17 protein-coding genes are annotated in these 19132 nt (G+C 66.0%); 7 read left to right on the top strand and 10 right to left on the bottom strand.

Going from position 1 to position 19132, the window contains the following annotated elements; translation table 11 throughout:
- Positions 1 to 149: 149 nt before the first annotated feature.
- Positions 150 to 986 carry a DUF2382 domain-containing protein gene (locus ACQ3DC_RS07100; protein WP_421091988.1) on the top strand — a complete coding sequence of 279 codons (837 nt, stop codon included), beginning with the start codon at positions 150 to 152 and terminating at the stop codon, positions 984 to 986.
- A gap of 241 nt (positions 987 to 1227) precedes the next feature.
- On the opposite strand, the gene ACQ3DC_RS07105 is transcribed toward ACQ3DC_RS07100, so the two are convergent.
- Positions 1228 to 1686: a DUF4383 domain-containing protein gene (locus ACQ3DC_RS07105; RefSeq protein ID WP_157238787.1), complete on the bottom strand. Its 459-nt coding sequence runs from the start codon at positions 1684 to 1686 to the stop codon at positions 1228 to 1230.
- A 155-nt stretch (positions 1687 to 1841) separates the two neighbouring features.
- On the opposite strand from ACQ3DC_RS07105, the gene ACQ3DC_RS07110 reads away from it, so the two are divergent.
- On the top strand, positions 1842 to 3155 hold the full coding sequence (locus ACQ3DC_RS07110) for a cell division protein PerM (protein ID WP_430751913.1): 1314 nt from the start codon (positions 1842 to 1844) through the stop codon (positions 3153 to 3155).
- A gap of 22 nt (positions 3156 to 3177) precedes the next feature.
- Here the strand turns inward: ACQ3DC_RS07110 and ACQ3DC_RS07115 are convergent, their stop codons facing one another.
- The gene (locus tag ACQ3DC_RS07115) at positions 3178 to 3609 is read right to left on the bottom strand and encodes a hypothetical protein (RefSeq protein WP_430751914.1); all 432 of its coding nucleotides are present in this window, start codon (positions 3607 to 3609) and stop codon (positions 3178 to 3180) included.
- Between the two features lie 39 nt (positions 3610 to 3648).
- On the opposite strand from ACQ3DC_RS07115, the gene purN reads away from it, so the two are divergent.
- Positions 3649 to 4239 (top strand): phosphoribosylglycinamide formyltransferase, encoded by a 591-nt coding sequence (gene purN / locus ACQ3DC_RS07120; RefSeq protein ID WP_157238784.1) that lies wholly within the window; start codon positions 3649 to 3651, stop codon positions 4237 to 4239.
- 429 nt (positions 4240 to 4668) lie between these two features.
- Entirely contained in the window at positions 4669 to 5304 is a 636-nt protein-coding gene (locus tag ACQ3DC_RS07125) for an endonuclease domain-containing protein (protein ID WP_231754795.1), read from the top strand.
- 70 nt (positions 5305 to 5374) lie between these two features.
- Here ACQ3DC_RS07125 and ACQ3DC_RS07130 read toward each other — a convergent pair whose 3' ends face one another.
- The gene (locus tag ACQ3DC_RS07130) at positions 5375 to 6727 is read right to left on the bottom strand and encodes an MFS transporter (protein ID WP_157238782.1); all 1353 of its coding nucleotides are present in this window, start codon (positions 6725 to 6727) and stop codon (positions 5375 to 5377) included.
- Positions 6728 to 6869: 142 nt separating this feature from the next.
- Between ACQ3DC_RS07130 and purH the strand changes: the two genes are divergently transcribed.
- Positions 6870 to 8567 carry a bifunctional phosphoribosylaminoimidazolecarboxamide formyltransferase/IMP cyclohydrolase gene (gene purH, locus ACQ3DC_RS07135; protein WP_430751915.1) on the top strand — a complete coding sequence of 566 codons (1698 nt, stop codon included), beginning with the start codon at positions 6870 to 6872 and terminating at the stop codon, positions 8565 to 8567.
- A 130-nt stretch (positions 8568 to 8697) separates the two neighbouring features.
- On the opposite strand, the gene ACQ3DC_RS07140 is transcribed toward purH, so the two are convergent.
- Both ACQ3DC_RS07140 and ACQ3DC_RS07145 read right to left on the bottom strand, forming a co-directional pair.
- Entirely contained in the window at positions 8698 to 8904 is a 207-nt protein-coding gene (locus ACQ3DC_RS07140) for a hypothetical protein (protein WP_321215682.1), read from the bottom strand.
- Complete coding sequence (locus ACQ3DC_RS07145; RefSeq protein WP_421091986.1) at positions 8888 to 9853, bottom strand: trypsin-like serine peptidase; 966 nt, start codon at positions 9851 to 9853, stop codon at positions 8888 to 8890. Before ACQ3DC_RS07145 ends, ACQ3DC_RS07140 begins: the two co-directional genes overlap by 17 nt.
- 329 nt (positions 9854 to 10182) lie before the next feature.
- Here ACQ3DC_RS07145 and ACQ3DC_RS07150 point away from each other — a divergent pair, with 329 nt between their 5' ends.
- The gene (locus tag ACQ3DC_RS07150) at positions 10183 to 12402 is read left to right on the top strand and encodes an NADP-dependent isocitrate dehydrogenase (protein WP_430751916.1); all 2220 of its coding nucleotides are present in this window, start codon (positions 10183 to 10185) and stop codon (positions 12400 to 12402) included.
- An 88-nt stretch (positions 12403 to 12490) separates the two neighbouring features.
- Here the strand turns inward: ACQ3DC_RS07150 and ACQ3DC_RS07155 are convergent, their stop codons facing one another.
- Positions 12491 to 13414 carry an EamA family transporter gene (locus tag ACQ3DC_RS07155; RefSeq protein WP_430751917.1) on the bottom strand — a complete coding sequence of 308 codons (924 nt, stop codon included), beginning with the start codon at positions 13412 to 13414 and terminating at the stop codon, positions 12491 to 12493.
- Between the two features lie 83 nt (positions 13415 to 13497).
- Here ACQ3DC_RS07155 and ACQ3DC_RS07160 point away from each other — a divergent pair, with 83 nt between their 5' ends.
- Positions 13498 to 14421: a LysR family transcriptional regulator gene (locus tag ACQ3DC_RS07160; RefSeq protein WP_430751918.1), complete on the top strand. Its 924-nt coding sequence runs from the start codon at positions 13498 to 13500 to the stop codon at positions 14419 to 14421.
- A gap of 38 nt (positions 14422 to 14459) precedes the next feature.
- Here the strand turns inward: ACQ3DC_RS07160 and ACQ3DC_RS07165 are convergent, their stop codons facing one another.
- The 4 genes from ACQ3DC_RS07165 to ACQ3DC_RS07180 form a co-directional block, all read right to left on the bottom strand.
- Positions 14460 to 14939, bottom strand: a complete 480-nt coding sequence (locus ACQ3DC_RS07165; RefSeq protein WP_430751919.1) for an FIMAH domain-containing protein — start codon at positions 14937 to 14939, stop codon at positions 14460 to 14462.
- The gene (locus tag ACQ3DC_RS07170; RefSeq protein WP_430751920.1) at positions 14936 to 16156 is read right to left on the bottom strand and encodes a serine/threonine-protein kinase; all 1221 of its coding nucleotides are present in this window, start codon (positions 16154 to 16156) and stop codon (positions 14936 to 14938) included. Before ACQ3DC_RS07170 ends, ACQ3DC_RS07165 begins: the two co-directional genes overlap by 4 nt.
- Positions 16157 to 16434: 278 nt before the next feature.
- Positions 16435 to 18051 (bottom strand): hypothetical protein, encoded by a 1617-nt coding sequence (locus ACQ3DC_RS07175; protein ID WP_430751921.1) that lies wholly within the window; start codon positions 18049 to 18051, stop codon positions 16435 to 16437.
- 94 nt (positions 18052 to 18145) lie between these two features.
- Positions 18146 to 19060 carry a hypothetical protein gene (locus tag ACQ3DC_RS07180; RefSeq protein WP_430751922.1) on the bottom strand — a complete coding sequence of 305 codons (915 nt, stop codon included), beginning with the start codon at positions 19058 to 19060 and terminating at the stop codon, positions 18146 to 18148.
- Positions 19061 to 19132: the final 72 nt, after the last annotated feature.

A 19132-nucleotide genomic window follows, 5' to 3' on the forward strand; every position in this document is an offset into this window, starting at 1 on the left:
TCCCTTTTGATGCTAAGCATGCTTACGGTATGGGTGCAGCTAACGCGAAGCCTCAAGCAGTCGGGGCGGAGGCCGCGCCACGGGAACGCCGTGCCGGTGCATCCATTGGTTAGCTAAGCCCAGCGCAACGACACATCCAAGGAGACGTCATGCTCAACCGGGAAAACATTGAGAACCTGCTCACCAAGGGCGGCAACGTTATCGGCTCCGATGGCGAGAAGATCGGCTCCATCGGCCAGCTTTATGCGGACGACGACACCGGCGAGCCCACCTGGGTCACCGCCAAGACCGGCCTTTTTGGCACCTCCCAGTCCTTCGTGCCCGTCGAGGGTGCGCACAGCCAGGGCGACGACCTGGTGGTGCCCTACAGCAAGGAGCACGTCAAGGACGCCCCGCGGGTGGACGTGGACGGCCACCTCACCCCCGAGGAAGAGGACCGGCTCTACACATACTATGAGCGCGGCGCCCGGACCTACTCCGAGTCCCAAGACGATGTGGACCTGCAGGGCGACGCCGACCTGAACGCAGGCACTCCCACGGCAGGTATCGATTCGGACCGCCGCGCTGACCGGGGCACCGTGGGCCACGACACCTCAGGCCCCACCACGGATGACGCCATGACGCGCTCCGAGGAGCGGCTCCACGTCGGGACCGAGCGGGAAACCACGGGCCGGGCACGGCTGCGGAAATACGTCACCACGGAAAACGTCACCAAGACCGTTCCCGTGCAGCGTGAAGAAGTCCGGCTTGAACGCGAGCCCATCACAGATGACAACAGGGGTTCGGCCCTCAGCGGACCGGACATCAGCGAGGAAGAGCATGAGGTGGTCCTGCATGAGGAACGCCCCGTGGTGCAGAAGGAAGCCGTTCCCGTCGAGCGGGTCCGCCTCGACAAGGACGTTGTCCACGACGACGTGACGGTCAATGAGGAGGTCCGCAAGGAGCACATCGACGCTGACGGCGTCGACCGGGACGGGCGCCGCTAGCGAGGCAGTGCGGAGGCTGAAGCGCCGCTGAACGGACCGGCGCCGAGGCAACAGCACAGCGAACGACGCCGGGAGTCCCCCTTGGGGACTCCCGGCGTCGTTTCTGCATGCCGACCTGGTTGAAACGCTGGTGCAGCCCCCGCTCAGGGCGGCGACTGCACCAGCCAGTAGGACGAATATCGTCAGAACTTAGGTTCTTCTTTCATTCGCGGCTCCTGTTTCCCGGCTTACGGATTCCGGGTTATGTCCTGCTGGCCCGGTTCCTCGAGAACAGCCAGCCGGCAACAATCATCACTGCGCCCAGTGCCAGGTGGGTCCAGTTGTCCAGCATGTTCAGCGAGAGGAAGTTCGCCGCTGAATCCACTCCGACAATCAGGCCGTAGACGGCAAGGACCATGTACAGTGCGCCCGCTCCCAGGAGGAAGTTCCGTGCCCCATGTTCGGTGCGGGACATTGCCCAGCCGGTAGCGCCGATGGCCAGCTGCACGATGTTAAGCAGCATGGATACTTGGAACAGTCCAAGGAACATGGCGTGTGACGCCGGTCCGAGGAACAACAGTTCGCTGTATTGGGTGGTGACGCCGGGGATGAACCCCAGGATACCCACCAGCATCAAAACAATTCCCACTCCCATGCCCGCGTTTTGGACGTCTGCCCGGCCAAAGTGAACGCCGTGTGCATGTGGGGATGCGGTAGTCATTTTCTCCTCCAATCCACTCGTTGTGGACAGTTAAATCTTACGGCGGACGCCTCTGAAAAGCGCCGGTGCGGGCGCACCTGAAGTTTCCTCATGATCAGGCGGTTGAGCCTGTCGTTCCCGGCCCGGGCGGGCTGGCCGTGACACCATGGGGCACGATGAAACTGCGTGCTGACCAGACCGGAGACCGTGGCCTTCCCATGCCCTTGTGGCTGCAGGGTGCCCTTGAAACGGCACAGGCAGCCGTCATTTCGGCACTGGTTGTGATCGCCCCGATCATCGCCGTCTGGGCAACCGCCGGTTTCCATGACAGTGCCTTCGATGTCCTGGCCCGACTGGCCGGGCAGTCCTGGCTGCTGGTCCACGGTGTGCCGCTGGGACTCACTGCCGCGGGTCCGAACGCCGCGGCCAACGGGAACTCCGGGGTCCTTTCGCTCATCCCGTTGGGCCTGACCCTGCTGCCGTTCCTGCTTGCCTGGCGGGCCGGCCGGCGCCTGGCCCGCGCCTCCTACACGGACCAGCTTTGGCAGGCCCTGCTCGGTTCATGGGTTGTCTACGCCGCCTTCGGCACAGCCACCGGCTTCGTCTGCCGCACGCCCGACGTCGCCATCAATCCCTGGCATGCCATGTTCATACCCCTTGTTCCCTATGCGCTCGGCATGGTGGTCGGCGCGCGGCGCGAGGCCGGTTCCTGGAGCCGGCTGATCGGCGTCGACGCAGTGGACTGGATCTCCCGCACCAGCCAGCATTCGCGGTGGGCCGGCTCCTACCTCGGTTCCGCCGCGAAGGCAGGGTTCGTCGCAGCTGTTTCGGCGCTTGCCCTGGCGGCGGTGCTGCTGGCCGTTGACCTGTTTATTCACTGGAACCTGGTGGTCGCCGTCTATGAAGCGCTCGACGCCGGTGCAGTCGGCGGTGCCGCCCTGACCATCGCGCAGCTTGGGTTCCTGCCCAACCTCGCGGTCTTTGCCCTGGCCTGGACATCCGGGGCAGGCTTTGCTGTGGGCGCCGGTTCCCAGGTGGGCCCGCTGGGGACTGCCGTCGGACCGCTGCCTTCCATCCCGGTGCTGGCCGCCATTCCCTCCGGGCCCCTGGACTACGCCTTCGTTGCCCTGATCGTCCCGGTGCTGGCCGGGGTCCTGGCCGGCTGGTGGTTCCTGCGGGAGGGTGAAAACCATTTTGACGAGTGGCTGGCCATCAAGATCCGCGCGCGCTGGTTCACGGCCAGCCTTTCCACCCTGGTGCTCGGGGTGCTGACCGGGGTGGCCGCCGGGCTGCTGGCTTTTGGGCTGGCCTGGCTGGCCCGCGGGTCAGCCGGAATTGGACGCCTGACGGACATCGGGCCGGACCCGTTCTGGACGGGAGTCTGGCTGGCCGCGGAGGTGGGGGCCGGCGTCGTCATCGGTTACGCCGCCGGACCGTGGCTGGAACGTGAGCGCGCCGCAAAGGAACGGGAAGAGGAGCTGGTTTCCTAGGCTGCCGCCGCTTGTGGCCCGGCTAGGGAAGCTGCCGGGGCAGCGAATCCTGCAGCTGGATCCGGCATGCGGACTGGGCCTTGTCCGTGAGCGCACGGCCAACACACGCCTGGTATTCGCGGACTTCGTCGAAGAACACCGCCGTGACAAGGATCAGCAGCACCATGATTGCGGACACCACCAGGCCGGAGATGGTGCCCACCAGGACCAGTTTGGATTCCTTCAAGCGCGCCGCCCGCACCAGCAGGACGATTCCCAACGTGATGCTGGCGGCCGTCAGGACGCCCGTCAGCCACAGGTAAGTGACGTCCAGCTGGTAGACGAAGAAGGAGCCCAGCACCGAGACGACGAACATCCGGAACAGGGTGTGGGTCTTGGCGAGCGAGGCTTTGGCCGCCTCGCTGAGCGGCGGTTTGGCCCGCTGCTGCCCAGCCGGTCCCGGTGTGGTGTTCATGTTTTCCAGCCTACGCGAGCCTGCCCATAAGCTAGAGCCATGCGCATCGTAGTCCTCGTCTCCGGTACCGGGTCCAACCTCCAGGCCGTCATCGACGCAGTCAAGGCAGGGGATCTGGACGTGGAAATCGCTGCCGTGGGGGCCGACCGCCCGGGCACGTACGGGGTGGAACGGTCCGCCGCCGCCGGCATTCCCACGTTTGTGGTGGACTTCAAGGCGTACCCGGACCGGGCGCACTGGAACGCGGCGTTGACGGAGGCCGTGGCAGGGTTTGAGCCGGACGTGGTGGTCTCCTCGGGGTTCATGCGGATCGTCAGCCCGGAGTTCATCGAGGCTTTTAACGGCAGGTACCTCAACACGCACCCCGCGTTGCTCCCCGCCTTCCCGGGTGCCCATGGCGTGCGGGACGCGCTGGCCTACGGCGTGAAGGTCACCGGCTGCACGGTGCACTGGGCCGACGCCGGCGTGGACACCGGCCCCATCATTGCGCAGGAAGCCGTGGCCATCGAGGAATCGGACACGGAGGAGACCCTGCACGAACGCATCAAGGTGGTGGAACGCCGGCTCCTGGTGTCTACCCTGGCCGCCTTGGCCGCGGCCGCCCCTGACCCCTCCTCCCCACCCAACTAGGTAGCGCTAAGTGTCGTTATGAGGGCTCATAACGACACTTAGCGCTACCTAGTTGGGCATGGGCAGGCGGGCCTGTGGATAACCTCTGCGGCATCCCGCCCCGCCTGCCACGATGGGCGGATGAAGGTACCGAGTCAATTACCCGACCAGTTGGCGTCCCTCCCTTTTACTTTCCAAGAAGCGGTCGACGCCGGAATCAGCCGCCGACGCCTACGCCACCCTGGTTTGCTCTGGCCAAGCCGGGGAGTCCGGGTGCCGGACGGGCACGATGCATCACGCCTCGCCCCCCGCATCCGTCCCTATACTTTGGTCACTGAGTTTGCCGCCGCTTCCCACGCCTCGGCCTTTCTCCTTTGGGAATTTCCAGGCTTCCTCCCGGGCAGTGATGAGCCACTGCTGCACATCTCGCGACCTGACACCGTTGCCATCATGCGTCGGCCCGGTGTGAAGGGACACCGCGGGCAGTTCTTTGCGGACGAGATCGAAAATCTTGCCGGACTGCTGGTCACTTCCCGGGTGAGGACATGGTTGGATTGCGCCCGCAAGATGAGCATCGAGGAGCTGACCGTGGTTGCAGACCACTTGCTTCGCATTCCGCGGACCGGCTTCGAGGGCAGGTCCGAGCCCTATGCAACCCGGGAGGCCCTCGAGGACATGCTTGACCGGCACAAGGGAACACCGGGCATAAGGAAGGCGCGGGTTGCCCTTGAGCGTGCACGGGTGGGATCTGACTCGGCCCCTGAGACCAGGCTGCGGCTGGCGCTCGAGGACGCAGGCCTGCCCGAGCCTCTGCTGAACCTGCCCACGGAACTGGGAGCCGGCGTCGTTCGCCAACCTGACCTGGGTTATCCGGAACAGAAGGTGGCGGTGGAATACGACGGCGACGGGCACTCCGAGGCCGGCCAAATCATCAGGGACATCACCCGCGAGGAGGACTTCGTCCGGGCAGGCTGGATTCTGGTGAGGATTTCGAAGCGGCACATGGAGAGGGATGCCCGGCCGGCGGTGGCCAAAATCCGTTCAGCACTCCTGAGCCGGGGCTGGTACCCCAAGAATGAAAACTAGGTAGCGCCAAGTGTCGTTACGAGGGCTCAAAACGACACTTGGCGCTACCTAGTTGGGCGAGGCGGGGGCGTTATTCGAGGCGGCGCTGTTTGGTCTCGGGGGAGAAGAACGCCATCCAGAGCACGGCCAGCAGCACCAGCCCGCCGGCCAAAGCGAAGCTCGTGGCCAGGCCCAGTTCGGGCCAGAAGTAGTTGGCGAAGATCAACGGCCCGAACCCGGCGCCCAGCCGTGAAAATGTGGATGCCCAGCCGAAGCCGGTGCCGCGCAGTTCCGTGGGGTAGAGCTCGGAAACGTAGGCGTAGAGCACCGGAATGGCCACCTGAACCACGAACCCGAACACCAGCAGCCAGAACACGGCCGCCGTGGGGATGTCCACCACGATCGCCACGATCACCAGGGTCAGTGCGGACAGCGGACCGGTGATTGCCAGGATCCACTTGCGGCCAACCCGCTCCACCAGCAGGGCCGCCACGATCACGCCCAAAAGCCCCACCGCCGCCATGGACGCCGTGGTGACAAACGCCTTGTACTCGGCAAAGCCGGCGCCGATGAGGATCCGCGGCATCCACGTCAGGGACAGGTAGTACACCAGCAGGATGCTGAAGAACAGGGACCAGGCCGCGGCCGTGATCTTCCAGTTGTACTGCCACACGAGGCGCAGCTGGTGCCAGGCGCTGCCGGCCGACAACCGTGGCACCTCCTGGGCATCGGGCAGGCTGTAGGCGCGGGCCTCCGCTCCGGTCGCGGCCACCAGGCCGTCGATGACGTTGGCTGCTTCTTCCCGTCTGCCCTTTCGGATCAGGAACAGCGGGGACTCCGGCACGCTGCGCCGGACCCAGAACACCAAGAGGGCAGGCAGGACCATCACCAGCATGGTCAGCCGCCAGTCGCCGAAAGCGGCTACCAGCGCGGCGGAGACGAAGCCCGCCAAGGCTGCGCCCACCGGCCACCAGCCGTCCATGGCCGTCAGGACGCGCCCGCGTTGCTTGCGGGGAGTGAACTCACCCACCAGGGCATAGTCCACGGGGATGCAGCCGCCCAGGCCGAAACCGGCCATGAACCGGAACACGCAGAACCAGATGAAGTCGGGGGAGAACGCGCCAAGCACGGTAAAGAGCGAAAAGATCAGCAGCGTGGCCGTGAAGGCTTTCTTGCGCCCGATCGTGTCAGCGATGGTGCCCCACACGAACGCGCCCAGGGCCATGCCAATCAGGTTCGATGTGCCCACCCATGCCACTTCACCCGGGGTGAGGGCCCAGTGCGTTGAGAGCAACGGGATCAGGATGCCGTTCAGCGTCACGTCCCACGCATCGAACATGAAGCCGAGGCCGCCGATCAGAAAGATCCTGCCCTGGACTTTCCATCGCCAGGGCAGTTCCTGGACCACCTGTTCGCCGCTCGGCACAGTGGTGTAAGTATTCATCGCAGCCTCCTGGGAAAACTCTAGCCGGGCGCACCGGCGTTCACACTCAGCCCGACTCGCGGGGCAACCTCCGCTTCGGGATAAACTGGGCCCTATCCCCACCAACCGCGGCGTTGTTCCGCGAGATAAGACGGAGACATTTGTGAGCTTCACGCAGCATGAGCGCGTATCCATCGACCGTGTTCCCATCCGCCGGGCGCTGATCTCGGTTTACGACAAGACCGGTCTGGAGGAGCTCGCCCAGGGCCTGCACGCAGCGGGAGTCAAGCTTGTATCCACCGGGTCCACTGCCAAGAAGATCGCCGCGGCGGGCATTCCCGTCCAGGAGGTCGAGGAGGTCACCGGCTCCCCGGAGATGCTGGACGGCCGGGTCAAGACGCTGCATCCGCGCGTCCACGGCGGCATCCTGGCTGACCGCCGCGTGGCAGCCCACATGGACACGCTCACCCGGATGGAGATCGAGCCCTTCGACCTGGTGGTGGTGAACCTCTACCCGTTCGTGGAGACCGTGAAGTCCGGCGCGGCCCAGGACGACGTCGTCGAACAGATCGACATCGGCGGCCCCGCCATGGTGCGCTCTGCTGCGAAGAACCATGCCGCCGTCGCCATTGTGGTGGACCCGTCCTTCTACGGCCAGGTGGTCACAGCGGCCGCTGAAGGCGGCTTTGACCTGAAGACACGACGGCGGCTGGCCGCCAAGGCGTTCGCCCACACCGCGTCCTACGACAACGCCGTGGCCACCTGGACGGCGAGCCAGTTCCTGGACGAGGACGGCGACGGCGTCATCGACTGGCCCGCCTACGCCGGCCTTTCGCTGGAGCGCTCCGAGGTGCTGCGCTACGGCGAGAACCCGCACCAGCAGGCTGCCCTGTACGTGGACAAGGCCGCGCCCGTGGGCATCGCCCAGGCCGACCAGCTGCACGGCAAGGCCATGAGCTACAACAACTTCGTTGACGCCGACGCCGCCCTCCGCGCCGCCTACGACTTCAGCGAACCGGCCGTAGCCATCATCAAGCACGCCAACCCGTGCGGCGTGGCCGTCGGTTCCGCAGATGCCGCCGACCCCATCGCCGACGCCCATGCCAAGGCCCACGCCTGTGATCCGGTTTCCGCGTTCGGCGGCGTGATCGCGGCCAACCGCACCATCACCGCTGGAATGGCCAACACCGTCAAGGACATCTTCACCGAGGTCGTCATCGCTCCGGGCTTCGAACCCGAAGCTGTGGAAATTTTGTCCAAGAAGAAGAACATCCGGCTGCTTACCCTGCCGGAAGGCTACGGCCGCTACCCCACGGAGTTCCGCCAGGTCTCCGGCGGCATGCTGGTCCAGGTCAGCGACAAGGTGGACGCCGAGGGCGACAACCCGGCCAACTGGACCCTCGCCGCCGGTGACGCCGCCGATGAGAAAACCCTTGCGGACCTTGCGTTCGCCTGGACGGCCTGCCGCGCCGCCAAGTCCAACGCCATCCTGCTCGCCTCGAACGGCGCCGCCGTCGGTATCGGCATGGGCCAGGTCAACCGCCTGGACTCCTGCCGCCTGGCCGTGGAGCGGGCCAACACGCTGGGCGTGGAGGTGCAGTCCGGCAGTGCCGGTGGGAGCGACGCACCCGGGGGTGCCTCCAACACCGGCGGTGCCGGCGCACCCCAGCGTGCCCGCGGCGCCGTTGCAGCTTCCGACGCGTTCTTCCCGTTCGCTGATGGCCTGCAGATCCTGATCGACGCCGGCGTCCGCGCCGTGGTCCAGCCCGGCGGTTCCGTCCGGGACGAGGAAGTCATCGCGGCGGCCAACGCCGCAGGGATCACCATGTACTTCACCGGCGCCCGGCACTTCTTCCACTGATCCCCAATCGAGTGCTCCGTAGGTGTCGTTTTGCCGGGTGAATACGACACCTACGGAGCAGTCGATGAGTTAACGACGACGGCGCCCGCCCCGCGAAGGGGACGGGCGCCGTCGTTAGCTTCTTGCTTTGTCAGTCAGAAGGCCCGGACTCCGGTTTACCGGTGTCCGCGTCCCCCTGCTTGAGACGCGGACCCTCTCCCGGAAGCCGCAGCTCCCGGGGATTGGCTTCCGCCATCCGTTCCTCTGTCCAGTACTCGAGGACCTCCTCGTGAGTCTGGTTCAGCTCGACGTGGCTGACGGAATCGCGGCCGGGAATGTCCTTAGGATTTCGCTGCACTGTTATAGGTGGCCTGGATGACGGAGCCCCAGTACGGGCCGTACATGACGGCGGAGCGGTTGTAGCCGTAGCTGTTGATGGAGTTCTGTATGCCATCGGAGCTAGTGCCGATGAACCAGGGCCCGCCGGAGGAACCGCCGGTCATGTCGCAGCGGATTCCCTGGGTTCCAAACTGGGGGTTGATGGTATCTCGTGTTGCCGTGCCGGTGCAGCTCTTGAGGGTCTCGCCGTTGAAGGGGGCTGCCGCCGGGTAGCCGAAGGACTTATAAGTGAGGCCGTACGCCTGGTTGAAGGCAACGCCGGACCCGCCCACCACGGCAGTAAGGGTCTTGCCGTTCAAGGGGCTCATGACGGCGAAGCCCGTGTCGTAGGCCATGTTCCCGTCCCGGCTCCACGCAGTGGGGGAGTAGAGGGCCTTGGCAGTCCATTTGCCGTAGGGTGCCGCGCCGTTCTCATACGCAGGAACAAAGATGAAGTTGGTGGCGTTCGCGCCCGGCCCCTCATTCACGCAGTGGCCGGCGGTGGCCACGGTGCTGTTGTTCCCCGACGAAACGGCATTGCCCGAGCAGACGTAGTTGGAGCCGCCCATGCTGAAGAAGACCTTGCCGATGTGTTTTACCGGCGCCTCACTCTGGGCGATGGTGGGTTTGCCCTTGGTGGCCTTGACCGTGGTGTCCTTGCCCTTCTCCACAACGTCGGTGCTTGACCGGTTGCCCCGTTCCAGGGCCTTGCCGGCCAGGACATCTCCGGGGACCGCGCTGCGCATCCGGTCAGCCGTCCAGTAATCTGCCACGCCGCTGGTATCAAGGATCGCACTGGTCACGGAGGGATTCTTGTTATCCTCGGTTGCGGTCGGTGCAGCGGTGGCCCCGCCAGCAGAGGTAAGTGCCAGAACGGCGGCAGCAGAGAGGCTCAGGAGGCCGGAAGCAAGGGACCTGGTGCGTGTCATTGTTGTCCTGTCTGAACGTGGAAAGGCCCCGAAGGCCCCAGAGTGACCCTGCGAATTTATCGCTACATGACAAGTTTGTAAATAGTAGTGACGTATCACGTATGGCCGCCGCCCGCAGCGGCGGACAGGTGCGGCATGAAATGCGCGACGGCGGCCGGTCCCTTGGTGCGTCCCGGCGTCGTAGGTTCTCCATCGCTGTAATCCTGCTCACCGTGAGGGTAACGCAGGGGCTCCGGTAGGGTTGAAATTCGCGCGCTCGGGTAAGTTGTACATGGTGAAATAGACCGAATTTTTCACAACCAAGCCGACCCACAGGGAGACGCCCGCGCATGTCCAAGATTATCTACACCCACACCGACGAAGCGCCGATGCTGGCTACCTATTCGTTCCTGCCCATCATCGAGGCGTTCGCCTCGACAGCAGGTGTGGAGGTGGAGACCCGCGACATTTCGCTCGCCGGCCGCATCATCGCCGTCTTCGGTGACTACCTGACCCCCGAGCAGCAGATCGGTGACGCCCTTGCTGAACTCGGCGAGCTGGCGAAGACGCCGGAAGCCAACATCATCAAGCTGCCCAACATCAGCGCCTCCATCCCGCAGCTGAAGGCAGCCATCGCCGAACTGCAGGGGCAGGGCTACGCCCTTCCGGACTACCCGGACAACCCGTCCTCGGACGAGGAAACGGCCATCCGCTCGCGCTACGACAAGATCAAGGGCTCCGCCGTGAACCCGGTCCTGCGCGAAGGTAACTCGGACCGCCGCGCACCGCTGTCCGTCAAGAACTACGCCCGCCAGAACCCGCACTCCATGGGCGCCTGGACCCCGGATTCCAAGACCAACGTGGCCACCATGGGCCAGGACGACTTCCGTTCCAACGAGAAGTCGGTTGTCATCGGGTCCGAGGGCACCATCGCCATCCAGCTCGTGCGGGAAGACGGCTCCGTGAAGGTCCTGAAGAAGGCATTCCCGGTCCTGGCCGGAGAGGTCATCGACGGCACCGTGATGCGCGCCGCCGCCCTGGACGAGTTCCTGAAGGCGCAGGTTGCCCGCGCCAAGGAAGAGGGCGTGCTGTTCTCCGCCCACCTCAAGGCCACCATGATGAAGGTCTCGGACCCCATCATCTTCGGCCACGTGGTCAAGGCCTACTTCTCCGAACTCTTCGAGACCTACGGCAAGCAGCTCTCCGCCGCCGGCATCAGCCCCAACAACGGCCTGGCCGCCATCCTGAGCAGCCTCGAGGACCTGCCCGAGGACGTCCGCGAAGGCGTGCAGAACCTTATCAAGAAGGGCCTCGAAGAGGGCCCCGCCCTGGCCATGGTGGACTCGGACAAGGGAATCACCACCCTGAACGTCCCCAGCGACGTCATCGTGGACGCCTCCATGCCCGCCATGATCCGCAGCTCCGGCCACATGTGGGGCCCGGACGGCAAGGAAGCTGACACCCTGGCCGTGCTGCCGGACAGCTCCTACGCCGGCATCTACCAGGTGGTCATCGATGACTGCCGCGCCAACGGCGCCTATGACCCCACCACCATGGGCACCGTCCCGAACGTGGGCCTCATGGCACAGGCCGCCGAGGAATACGGCAGCCACGACAAGACCTTCGAAATCCAGGAAGCCGGCACGGTCCAGATCGTTGACGGTTCCGGGAACGTCCTGATTGAGCACCAGGTTTCCGAAGGCGACATCTGGCGCGCCTGCCAGACGAAGGACCTGCCCATCCGCGACTGGGTCAAGCTGGCCGTCACCCGCGCCCGCGCCTCCCAGACCCCCGCCGTGTTCTGGCTGGACGAAGAGCGTGCCCACGACGCCAACCTCATCGCCAAGGTCAACGAGTACCTGAAGGAGCACGACACCGAGGGCCTGGACATCCAGATCATGTCCCCGGTCAAGGCCATCGCCTTCACCCTGGAGCGCATCCGCAAGGGCGAGGACACCATCTCGGTGTCCGGCAACGTCCTGCGCGACTACCTCACGGACCTGTTCCCCATCCTGGAGCTGGGCACCAGCGCCAAGATGCTCTCCGTTGTTCCGCTGATGAACGGCGGCGGGCTCTTCGAAACCGGCGCGGGCGGCTCCGCACCGAAGCACGTCCAGCAGCTGCTTAAGGAAAACCACCTCCGGTGGGACAGCCTGGGTGAGTTCCTGGCCCTGGCCGTCAGCTTCGAGCACCTGGCCACCACCACGGACAACAAGCGCGCCCAGGTACTGGCCGACACCCTGGACCGCGCCACCGGAACCTTCCTGCTGGAGAACAAGTCCCCGAGCCGCCGTGCGGGTGAGCTGGACAACCGCGGCAGCCACTACTTCCTGGCCCGCTACTGGGCCGAGGAACTGGCCAAGCAGACGGACGACGCCGACCTGGCCGCCTCCTTCAGCTCCATCGCCGGAGAGCTTTCCTCGAAGGAGGAAACGATTGTTGGCGAACTGGCCGAGGTCCAGGGCTCGCCGGTGGACATCGGCGGCTACTACCACCCGGACGAGGCCAAGGTTTCGGCCGTGATGCGTCCGTCCGCCACGCTCAACAAGGTTCTCGCCACGCTGAGCTAGCCCACCTGGAACCAGCACTACGAAAGGGGCGGCGCCCCGGAGTTGAAATGTTCAACTTCCGGGACGCCGCCCCTTTTGCGTCGCTTGGTCAGGAGCGGGACGCCGCCCCCTTCGCCGCTACCGGCCCGCCGTCGTCCATCACTCCAATGTCCGCCGGCCTTTCCCTGCCGGCCTGAAGCGTCACCCCGATGCCTGCCGCGACGACCAGCCCGATGCCCAGGAAGGCGGCCACCCCGGGCAGCTGGCCCAGGACCAGAAATCCAATCACCACGGCGATGGCCGGCTCCAGGCTCATCAGTGTTCCGAATGCGGAGGCCTTCAGGCGGCGCAGGGCGAGCAGTTCGAGGCTGAAGGGGATCACCGGCATCAGCAGGGCCAGGCCTGCTCCCACCAGGAGCAGCTGCCAGTCAAGATGCGCGAGTGGAGCCGGCCCGACAAGCAGCGTGGTTGCCACTGCGGCCACCGGCATGGAAACTGCCAGTGCCTGGAGTCCGTTGACTTCATCACCGGCCCGCTGGGTCAGGAGGATATAGCCGGCCCAGCATGCGGCGGCGCCCAAGGCAAAGAGGACACCGGCGGGGTCTGTCCCGCCGTGCCACGGTTCGGTCAGGGCGGCCACGCCGGCAGCGGCAACAAGCGCCCACCAACGTCCCGCATTGCGTCCGCGGATGACTGCGACGGAGAGGGGACCCAGGAACTCCAGGGCGGTGGCGGTGCCGAGCGGAATCCGGACGGCGGCGGCCATGTACATCAGCGTCATGCCCGCCGTCACCAGGCCGAGCAGGATGCACGTGACCAGGCCCCGCCGGCTGAACCGGGAGCGCCACGGTCGGGTGAAGGCCACCAGGATCAGAGCGGCCCAGATGAGGCGCAGCCACGCCACGCCGTCGGAGCCGAGGCGGTCGGACAGGCCGACTGAAGCGGCCAGGCCCAGCTGGACGCAGCACATGGCGGCGCCGGCCATTGCTGTTCCGGAGCGCACACCGTTGAAGTGTTGTTGTGAAAATGGCATGGAGCCAGTAGACCGTACGTAAAACGTCTACGTCCACGTGATAATTCTTCACATATTGTCCGTAAAATATGGACAATAACTGTATGGAGACGCGTCGCTTGGAAGTCCTGCTTGAACTGGCCCGGCAGGGCTCCATGCGGAACGTGGCAGACTCACTGGGCACGACGACGTCGACCGTCTCCCAGCAGATCGCGGCGCTGGCGCGGGAAACCGGCACCGCGCTGCTCGAACCCGCCGGCCGGCGCGTGCGCCTCACCCCTGCCGGGCGGCGGCTCGCCGATCACGCGGTGACCATCCTGGCGGCGGTGGAGGCGGCCACTGCCGAGCTCGACCCGGGTGCCGAGCCAGCCGGAACAGTCCGGGTTGCCGGCTTCGTCACGGCTGTCCGTAAGATCCTGATGCCCATCGTCGGGGAGCTCGCCGTCACCCACCCTGGCGTCAAACTCGAAGTCCGGGAGCACGAGCCTGCCGAAGCCCTGGCACTGCTTGCTGCCGATTCAGTGGATCTGGCTTTGACGTACGACTACAACCTTGCCCCGGACAGCACCGGCGCCGCCTTCGATTCCATCCACTTGTGGAGCACACCCTGGAGCCTCGGCGTCCCCAGGGCAGCGGCACCCGTTGCCGGCACCGCTCCGGAGGTCCTTGCGGCGTTCCGGGACCGCGACTGGATCGGCAACTCACGGAACAGGGCGGACGAGGAAGTCCTCCGGCTGCTCGCATCGATGGGGGACTTTGAGCCGCGGGTGAGGCATCAGGCCGACAGCCTCGAGCTGGTTGAGGACCTCATCCTGGCCGGGATGGGCGTGGGGCTGCTGCCTGCCGACCGGGAACCGCGGGCCGGCGTCGCCCTTGTTCCGCTGAGTTCACCTGATGTCCGCATGCGCGCCTACGCCCGTACCCGTCGCGGCAACAGTACCTGGGCCGCGCTCGCCGCGGTCCTGAACCAGATCACCGGTAAGGCCGCGGCGCTGCCGGGTGCCGCTGCCGCCCACGGAGCGGCTTAAGCCGTTGTCCTCGGGCAGCGCCAAGGGTACCCTCCGCGTCAGCCGTTTCCCTTTCCCTTGCCCTCGTTGTCCTTCTTGCCGGTGCTGGTTTCGGGTACAGGAGCCGGTGCAGGAGTTTCGACGGCGGGCGCTGGGGTCTCGGCGGCCTGTGGTTCCTTGGCGGCCTGCTCCTCTGCCGCTGCCTTGTCTGCTGCAGCCGCCGCAACGGCATCATTAAGGTCTGCCCGGACGGCCGCGGCGATCGTGGTGATGCTCCGGCGCCGTTCTTCCGAAATCCGGCCCCCGGCCTGTGCCGCTTCCAGCTCAGCCTCGAGCCCTTCGAGTGCCTTCAGTGCCGCGGCCGGGTTGTCCTGCGACGAAGCCTGCGTCACTTCAAGCACCCGGGCCTGCAGCTGCCGTGCGGCTGAACGCTGAAGCCCCGTATCCGCTGTGCCGCAGCCGCTCAGCAGTCCGGCAGCCAGCAGGACCGCGGAAAATCCCAGCACAGACTGGCGTCCGCGGTCGGAAGGAAACGTCACGGCTCCACGCTCTTCTGGAGTTGCTCCAGATGCTCGCCGAGGACCCCGGTCACCGTGGGATAGGGCACGACGTCGGGCGTGGACTGAGTGGACAAGGTCAAGATCACTGCCGCTATAGCGGCCACAATCACCACAAGGCCAAGGATGGCTGCCAGCCAGAACCGCTTGGTCCTGGGCTTTATGCCTCTCGCGCGGTCCCGGTTCAGGGCGTCCGTCGTCCCGGCCGGTTCCCGGTCCCCGGCAGCACCGGGCTCTGCGGCCTCCCGAATCTCCTCCACCGATTCCTCGGCGGTAATGGAGGGAGGGCGGAATGGCATGGCAGGCAGTACCCGCGTGGTTTCGGGCGCAACTTCCCCGGGCGTTGACGCGGGCGAAACCAAGGCCTGCCGCAGGGCAGTTTCGATGTCCGCGGCATGCGGCCGTTCAAGCGGTTCTATGGCGGTCATGGACCGGATGAGGTCAGCCCATTCTGATGGCAGGTCCTCGGGAATTTCCGGTGCACGGTGAAGCCGCGCCACGGCCGATTCCACCGCGCTGCCAGGATACTCCACGGTTCCCTTGACGCATTCGAGCAGCACCAGGCCCAGCGAATAGATGTCCGTCGACGGCGCAAGGGGCTGGCCCAGTGCCTGCTCGGGACTGAGGTAGGCAGCGGTGCCCACCATGGTTCCCGTGGCGGTCAGCCGGGTTGAATCAACAATCCGTGCGATGCCGAAGTCGGTCAGCTTTGGCCGCAGGGGTTCGCCGGGACGTATCTGAACCAGCAGGATGTTGCCGGGCTTAATGTCCCGGTGGATGATGCCGAGTCCGTGGACGTAGGCCAGCGCGTCGGCGATGCCCGCGCCGATGACGGCCAACTCATCAAGGGGAACCGTGCTGTGCCGGATCCGGCTTCTGAGGTCCTGGCCTTCCACGAGTTCCATGGTCAGGAACGGGCGCGGTTCGTCCGGTATCCGAGTATCGATCCCGGCGTCGAAAAGTGTCACCAGCCCCGGGTGGTTCAGTGTGGCAAGAAGCCGGATTTCTGCTTCCTGGCGTTTCAGTTCGTCGGCGTCGGGGGCCTGCGGTGCGAAGAGCTTGAGTGCTACGTCCCGGCCCAGATTTTCGTCCCGGGCACAGTAAACCGATGACATACCGCCGCGGCCAATAACCTCACCCAACCGATAACGTCCGCCAACCACTTCATTCTTGATGGAGCTAGGCGATTCCGCCACCATGTCCCGTTCCTCCCGGTGCGCTGCGGCACTCTCGTACGTCAAATTATACGGGCGCGCTGGTTCAGCCGGGGATTATGCCGTGCTTCACGGCAGGGCACACCGACGGCCCGGCAGCGAAAGACGAGCCTTTCGCTGCCGGACCATCGGTCACAAGGACATGTGTGCTGAAGACATGTTGTGTAAGGTCTTGCGTTCTTTCCTGTCGCACCTCCTTTCCCTCAGCCTGCTCGCTGCTGCCGCTTCAGGCGCGTGGCGCAGGCACCGTCAGAGCGTTCAGGTCAGGACACTTTCCGCTTACGGAACATCAGGAGTCCTGCCACGAGGAGTAGCAGGGCGAGGGGGACCAGTGAGGTGTCCACGCCCGTCTTGGCCAGGGCGGCGGCGCTGCCCTGGGCCGGGACGCTGCGGAGACCGGTGCTGCCCGCTGCGGTGTCGACGGCGATGGCGCCGCCAACTGCCGTGGAGCCGGCAGCAGGGGCTGCCGGGAAACCATCGGTGTTGGAGGTGCCGGCACCGGTTCCGTTGTCCGTACCCGTACCCGTGCCCGTGCCCGTGCCCGTGTCCGTGGAGGGGGTGCTGGTGCCGGGGTCTATGGTGCCGGCGCCTCCGGTGTTGCCGTCGGTCCCGGGATCTACGGTGCCCGGGTTGTCAGTTCCGGGGGTGCTGCCACCGCCCAGTCCAAGGTCGATGCCGAGGCCGATGACGGCATCAGCTCCGCCGGTGGTGCCGTTGGTGCCGGTGCCAAGGCCGACGACGGCATCCACTACGGTGTCGAGGCCACCGCTGGCGCCTTCAGTGCTGTTGCCGCCAAGGCCGAGGTCTACGGCTGCGTCAATGGCGGCGGCGAGCCCGCCGGTGGTGCCGTTGGTGCCGGTGCCGAGGTCGACGAGGGCATCCGCAGCGACGGCCAGATCGGCTGCGGCCGTATCCCTGCCGGTGGTGCCGAGGCTGACGGCGGCTGCCGCGGTGAGGTCCGCGGTGCCATCGCCGGTTTCGGTGACTGTTCCAAGGCCCAGGACTGCGTCGGCGGCGAGGGCCACGTCCGCGGTGGTTGAGTCGGCGGGTGCGGTGTTTCCGAGTCCCAGGCTTGCTTCTGCGGCGAGGGCCGCGTCGGCAGTGGTTGTGCCGGTGCCGAGGACGACGACGGCATCCGCAGCGACGGCCAGATCGGTTGCGGCCGTATCCGTGCCGGTGCTACCGGTGCCGAGGTTAACGGCGGCTGCCGCGGTTAGGTCCGCGGTGCCGTTGCCGGTTTCGGTGACTGTTCCGAGGCCGAGGGCTGCGTCGGCGGCGAGGGCCACGTCCGCGGTGGTTGAGCCGGTCGTTGCGGTGTTTCCGAGTCCCAGGCTTGCGTCCGCGGCGAGGGCCGCGTCGGCAGTGGTTGTGCCGGTGCCGAGGTTAACGGCGGCTGCCGCGGTGAGGTCTGCGGTGCCGTTGCCGGTTTCGGTGACTGTTCCGAGGCCGAGGGCCGCGTCTGCGGCGAGGGCCACGTCCGCGGTGGTTGAGCCGGCCGTTGCGGTGTTTCCGAGTCCCAGGCTTGCGTCCGCGGCGACAACCACATCGGTGGTGGTTGTGCCGGTGCCGTTGGTGCCGGTGCCAAGGTCGACGGCGGCTGCCGCAGTGAGATCGGTTGTGGTGCCGTTGTCGGTTCCGGTGACCGTTCCAAGGTTGACTGCCGCGTCCACGACCGCGGCGACGGCCGTTGAATCGGACGGCGTTGGGCCACCCAGCAGGTCCAACGACGCCGAATCAGCGGCCGCCGCCGAGATAAGGGCGGATGCGGAGAGATCCGATCCGCTGGTGGTGTCCGCGGCGTTCGCCGCGGTGCAGCCGAGGGCTAATAGCCCGCCGGCGAAGAGGGTGCCAAGCAGCCCCCTGCGAAGGTTCGCACTCATGATGATGTCTCCTGAAAGAAGTTGAGGTGTCGGGCTGCTTGGACAGCAACCCGCGTTGTCCGTGTTCTGCCTCGAGAGGGCAGACGGGTCTCAACTAGTCAGGACGGGAACCGGGGTCGAAGGACACCGGTGCAGGAGCGTGATCAGAAATATCCGCGGCGCGGATGGCGCCGGGCGCTGAAGTGTCAAAATTGAAGGCGCTTAACCAGGCCGCCGCACCGTACGTTCCCGCGGAGGCCGCGCCGCTTCCCGTGCCCGAAGCGGGTACGGCCGGAGCCTGGGAAGGGGCGGGCGAGGGGTCCGCCGTCGGCTGATCCTGGGCAGAACCGGGGCGGTCAACAGACGTCCACGACGCTGAAGAAGCAAGGGCAACCCCACCAACAGACGTTGCACCAGTAGCAGAAGCAGCCTCAACAAACGGAATGGCCGACGTAGGCGCCGTGGAGGCAGCTTCGACGCCTGCCGGGACAGTTCCGGCGCTGGCGGGACTTTCCCCGTCGCCGCTCACGAGGGGCACGTCGGGAAGCTCAACGGCCAGCGGTGCCGAGCCTGTTACCAAGTCCAAAACAGGCTGCAGCACAGGATCAAGCACCGGCAGCGCCTCGGCGACAGGTGAAATTACTGCCTCCGTCAATTCCGCCGCCGCGGCGTCGGCTGCCTGAGCAATAGGAACGGAGATGACCGATACCGCCTCGGCCGGCACCACATGGTTTACAACGGGTACCGAGTAAACCAGCTGGTCTGCAAGGCCCGAGGCGTCTCCCACGAGGGGCGTCAGCAGCCCCGGTGAGGAAACCGGCTCAGGTTTGGGCGTGGCGGGTGCGGGAGCAACAGGCAGCTTTTCCGTCACCGACGAAACTGAACCGGTGACGCCCCCCAACAGCGTAGTTGCGTCCGAAAGGGTATCGGCCGAAGCCGTGGATGCCGAAAACGTCAGCCACGTGAGGGCGGCAGCACCGGCAAGGAACACCGGCCGAAGGGCACGCAACGGCGAGCGATCACCAGCCATGCGTACCACCCCCAGTACTGATTGCATTCGAGTGGCTATAGCCTAAGACCGAATGTTGCAGGAAGTCTAGGG

The organism is Paenarthrobacter sp. NEAU-H11, from assembly GCF_050573415.1.
In the GTDB taxonomy this organism is placed as follows: Bacteria; Actinomycetota; Actinomycetes; order Actinomycetales; family Micrococcaceae; genus Arthrobacter.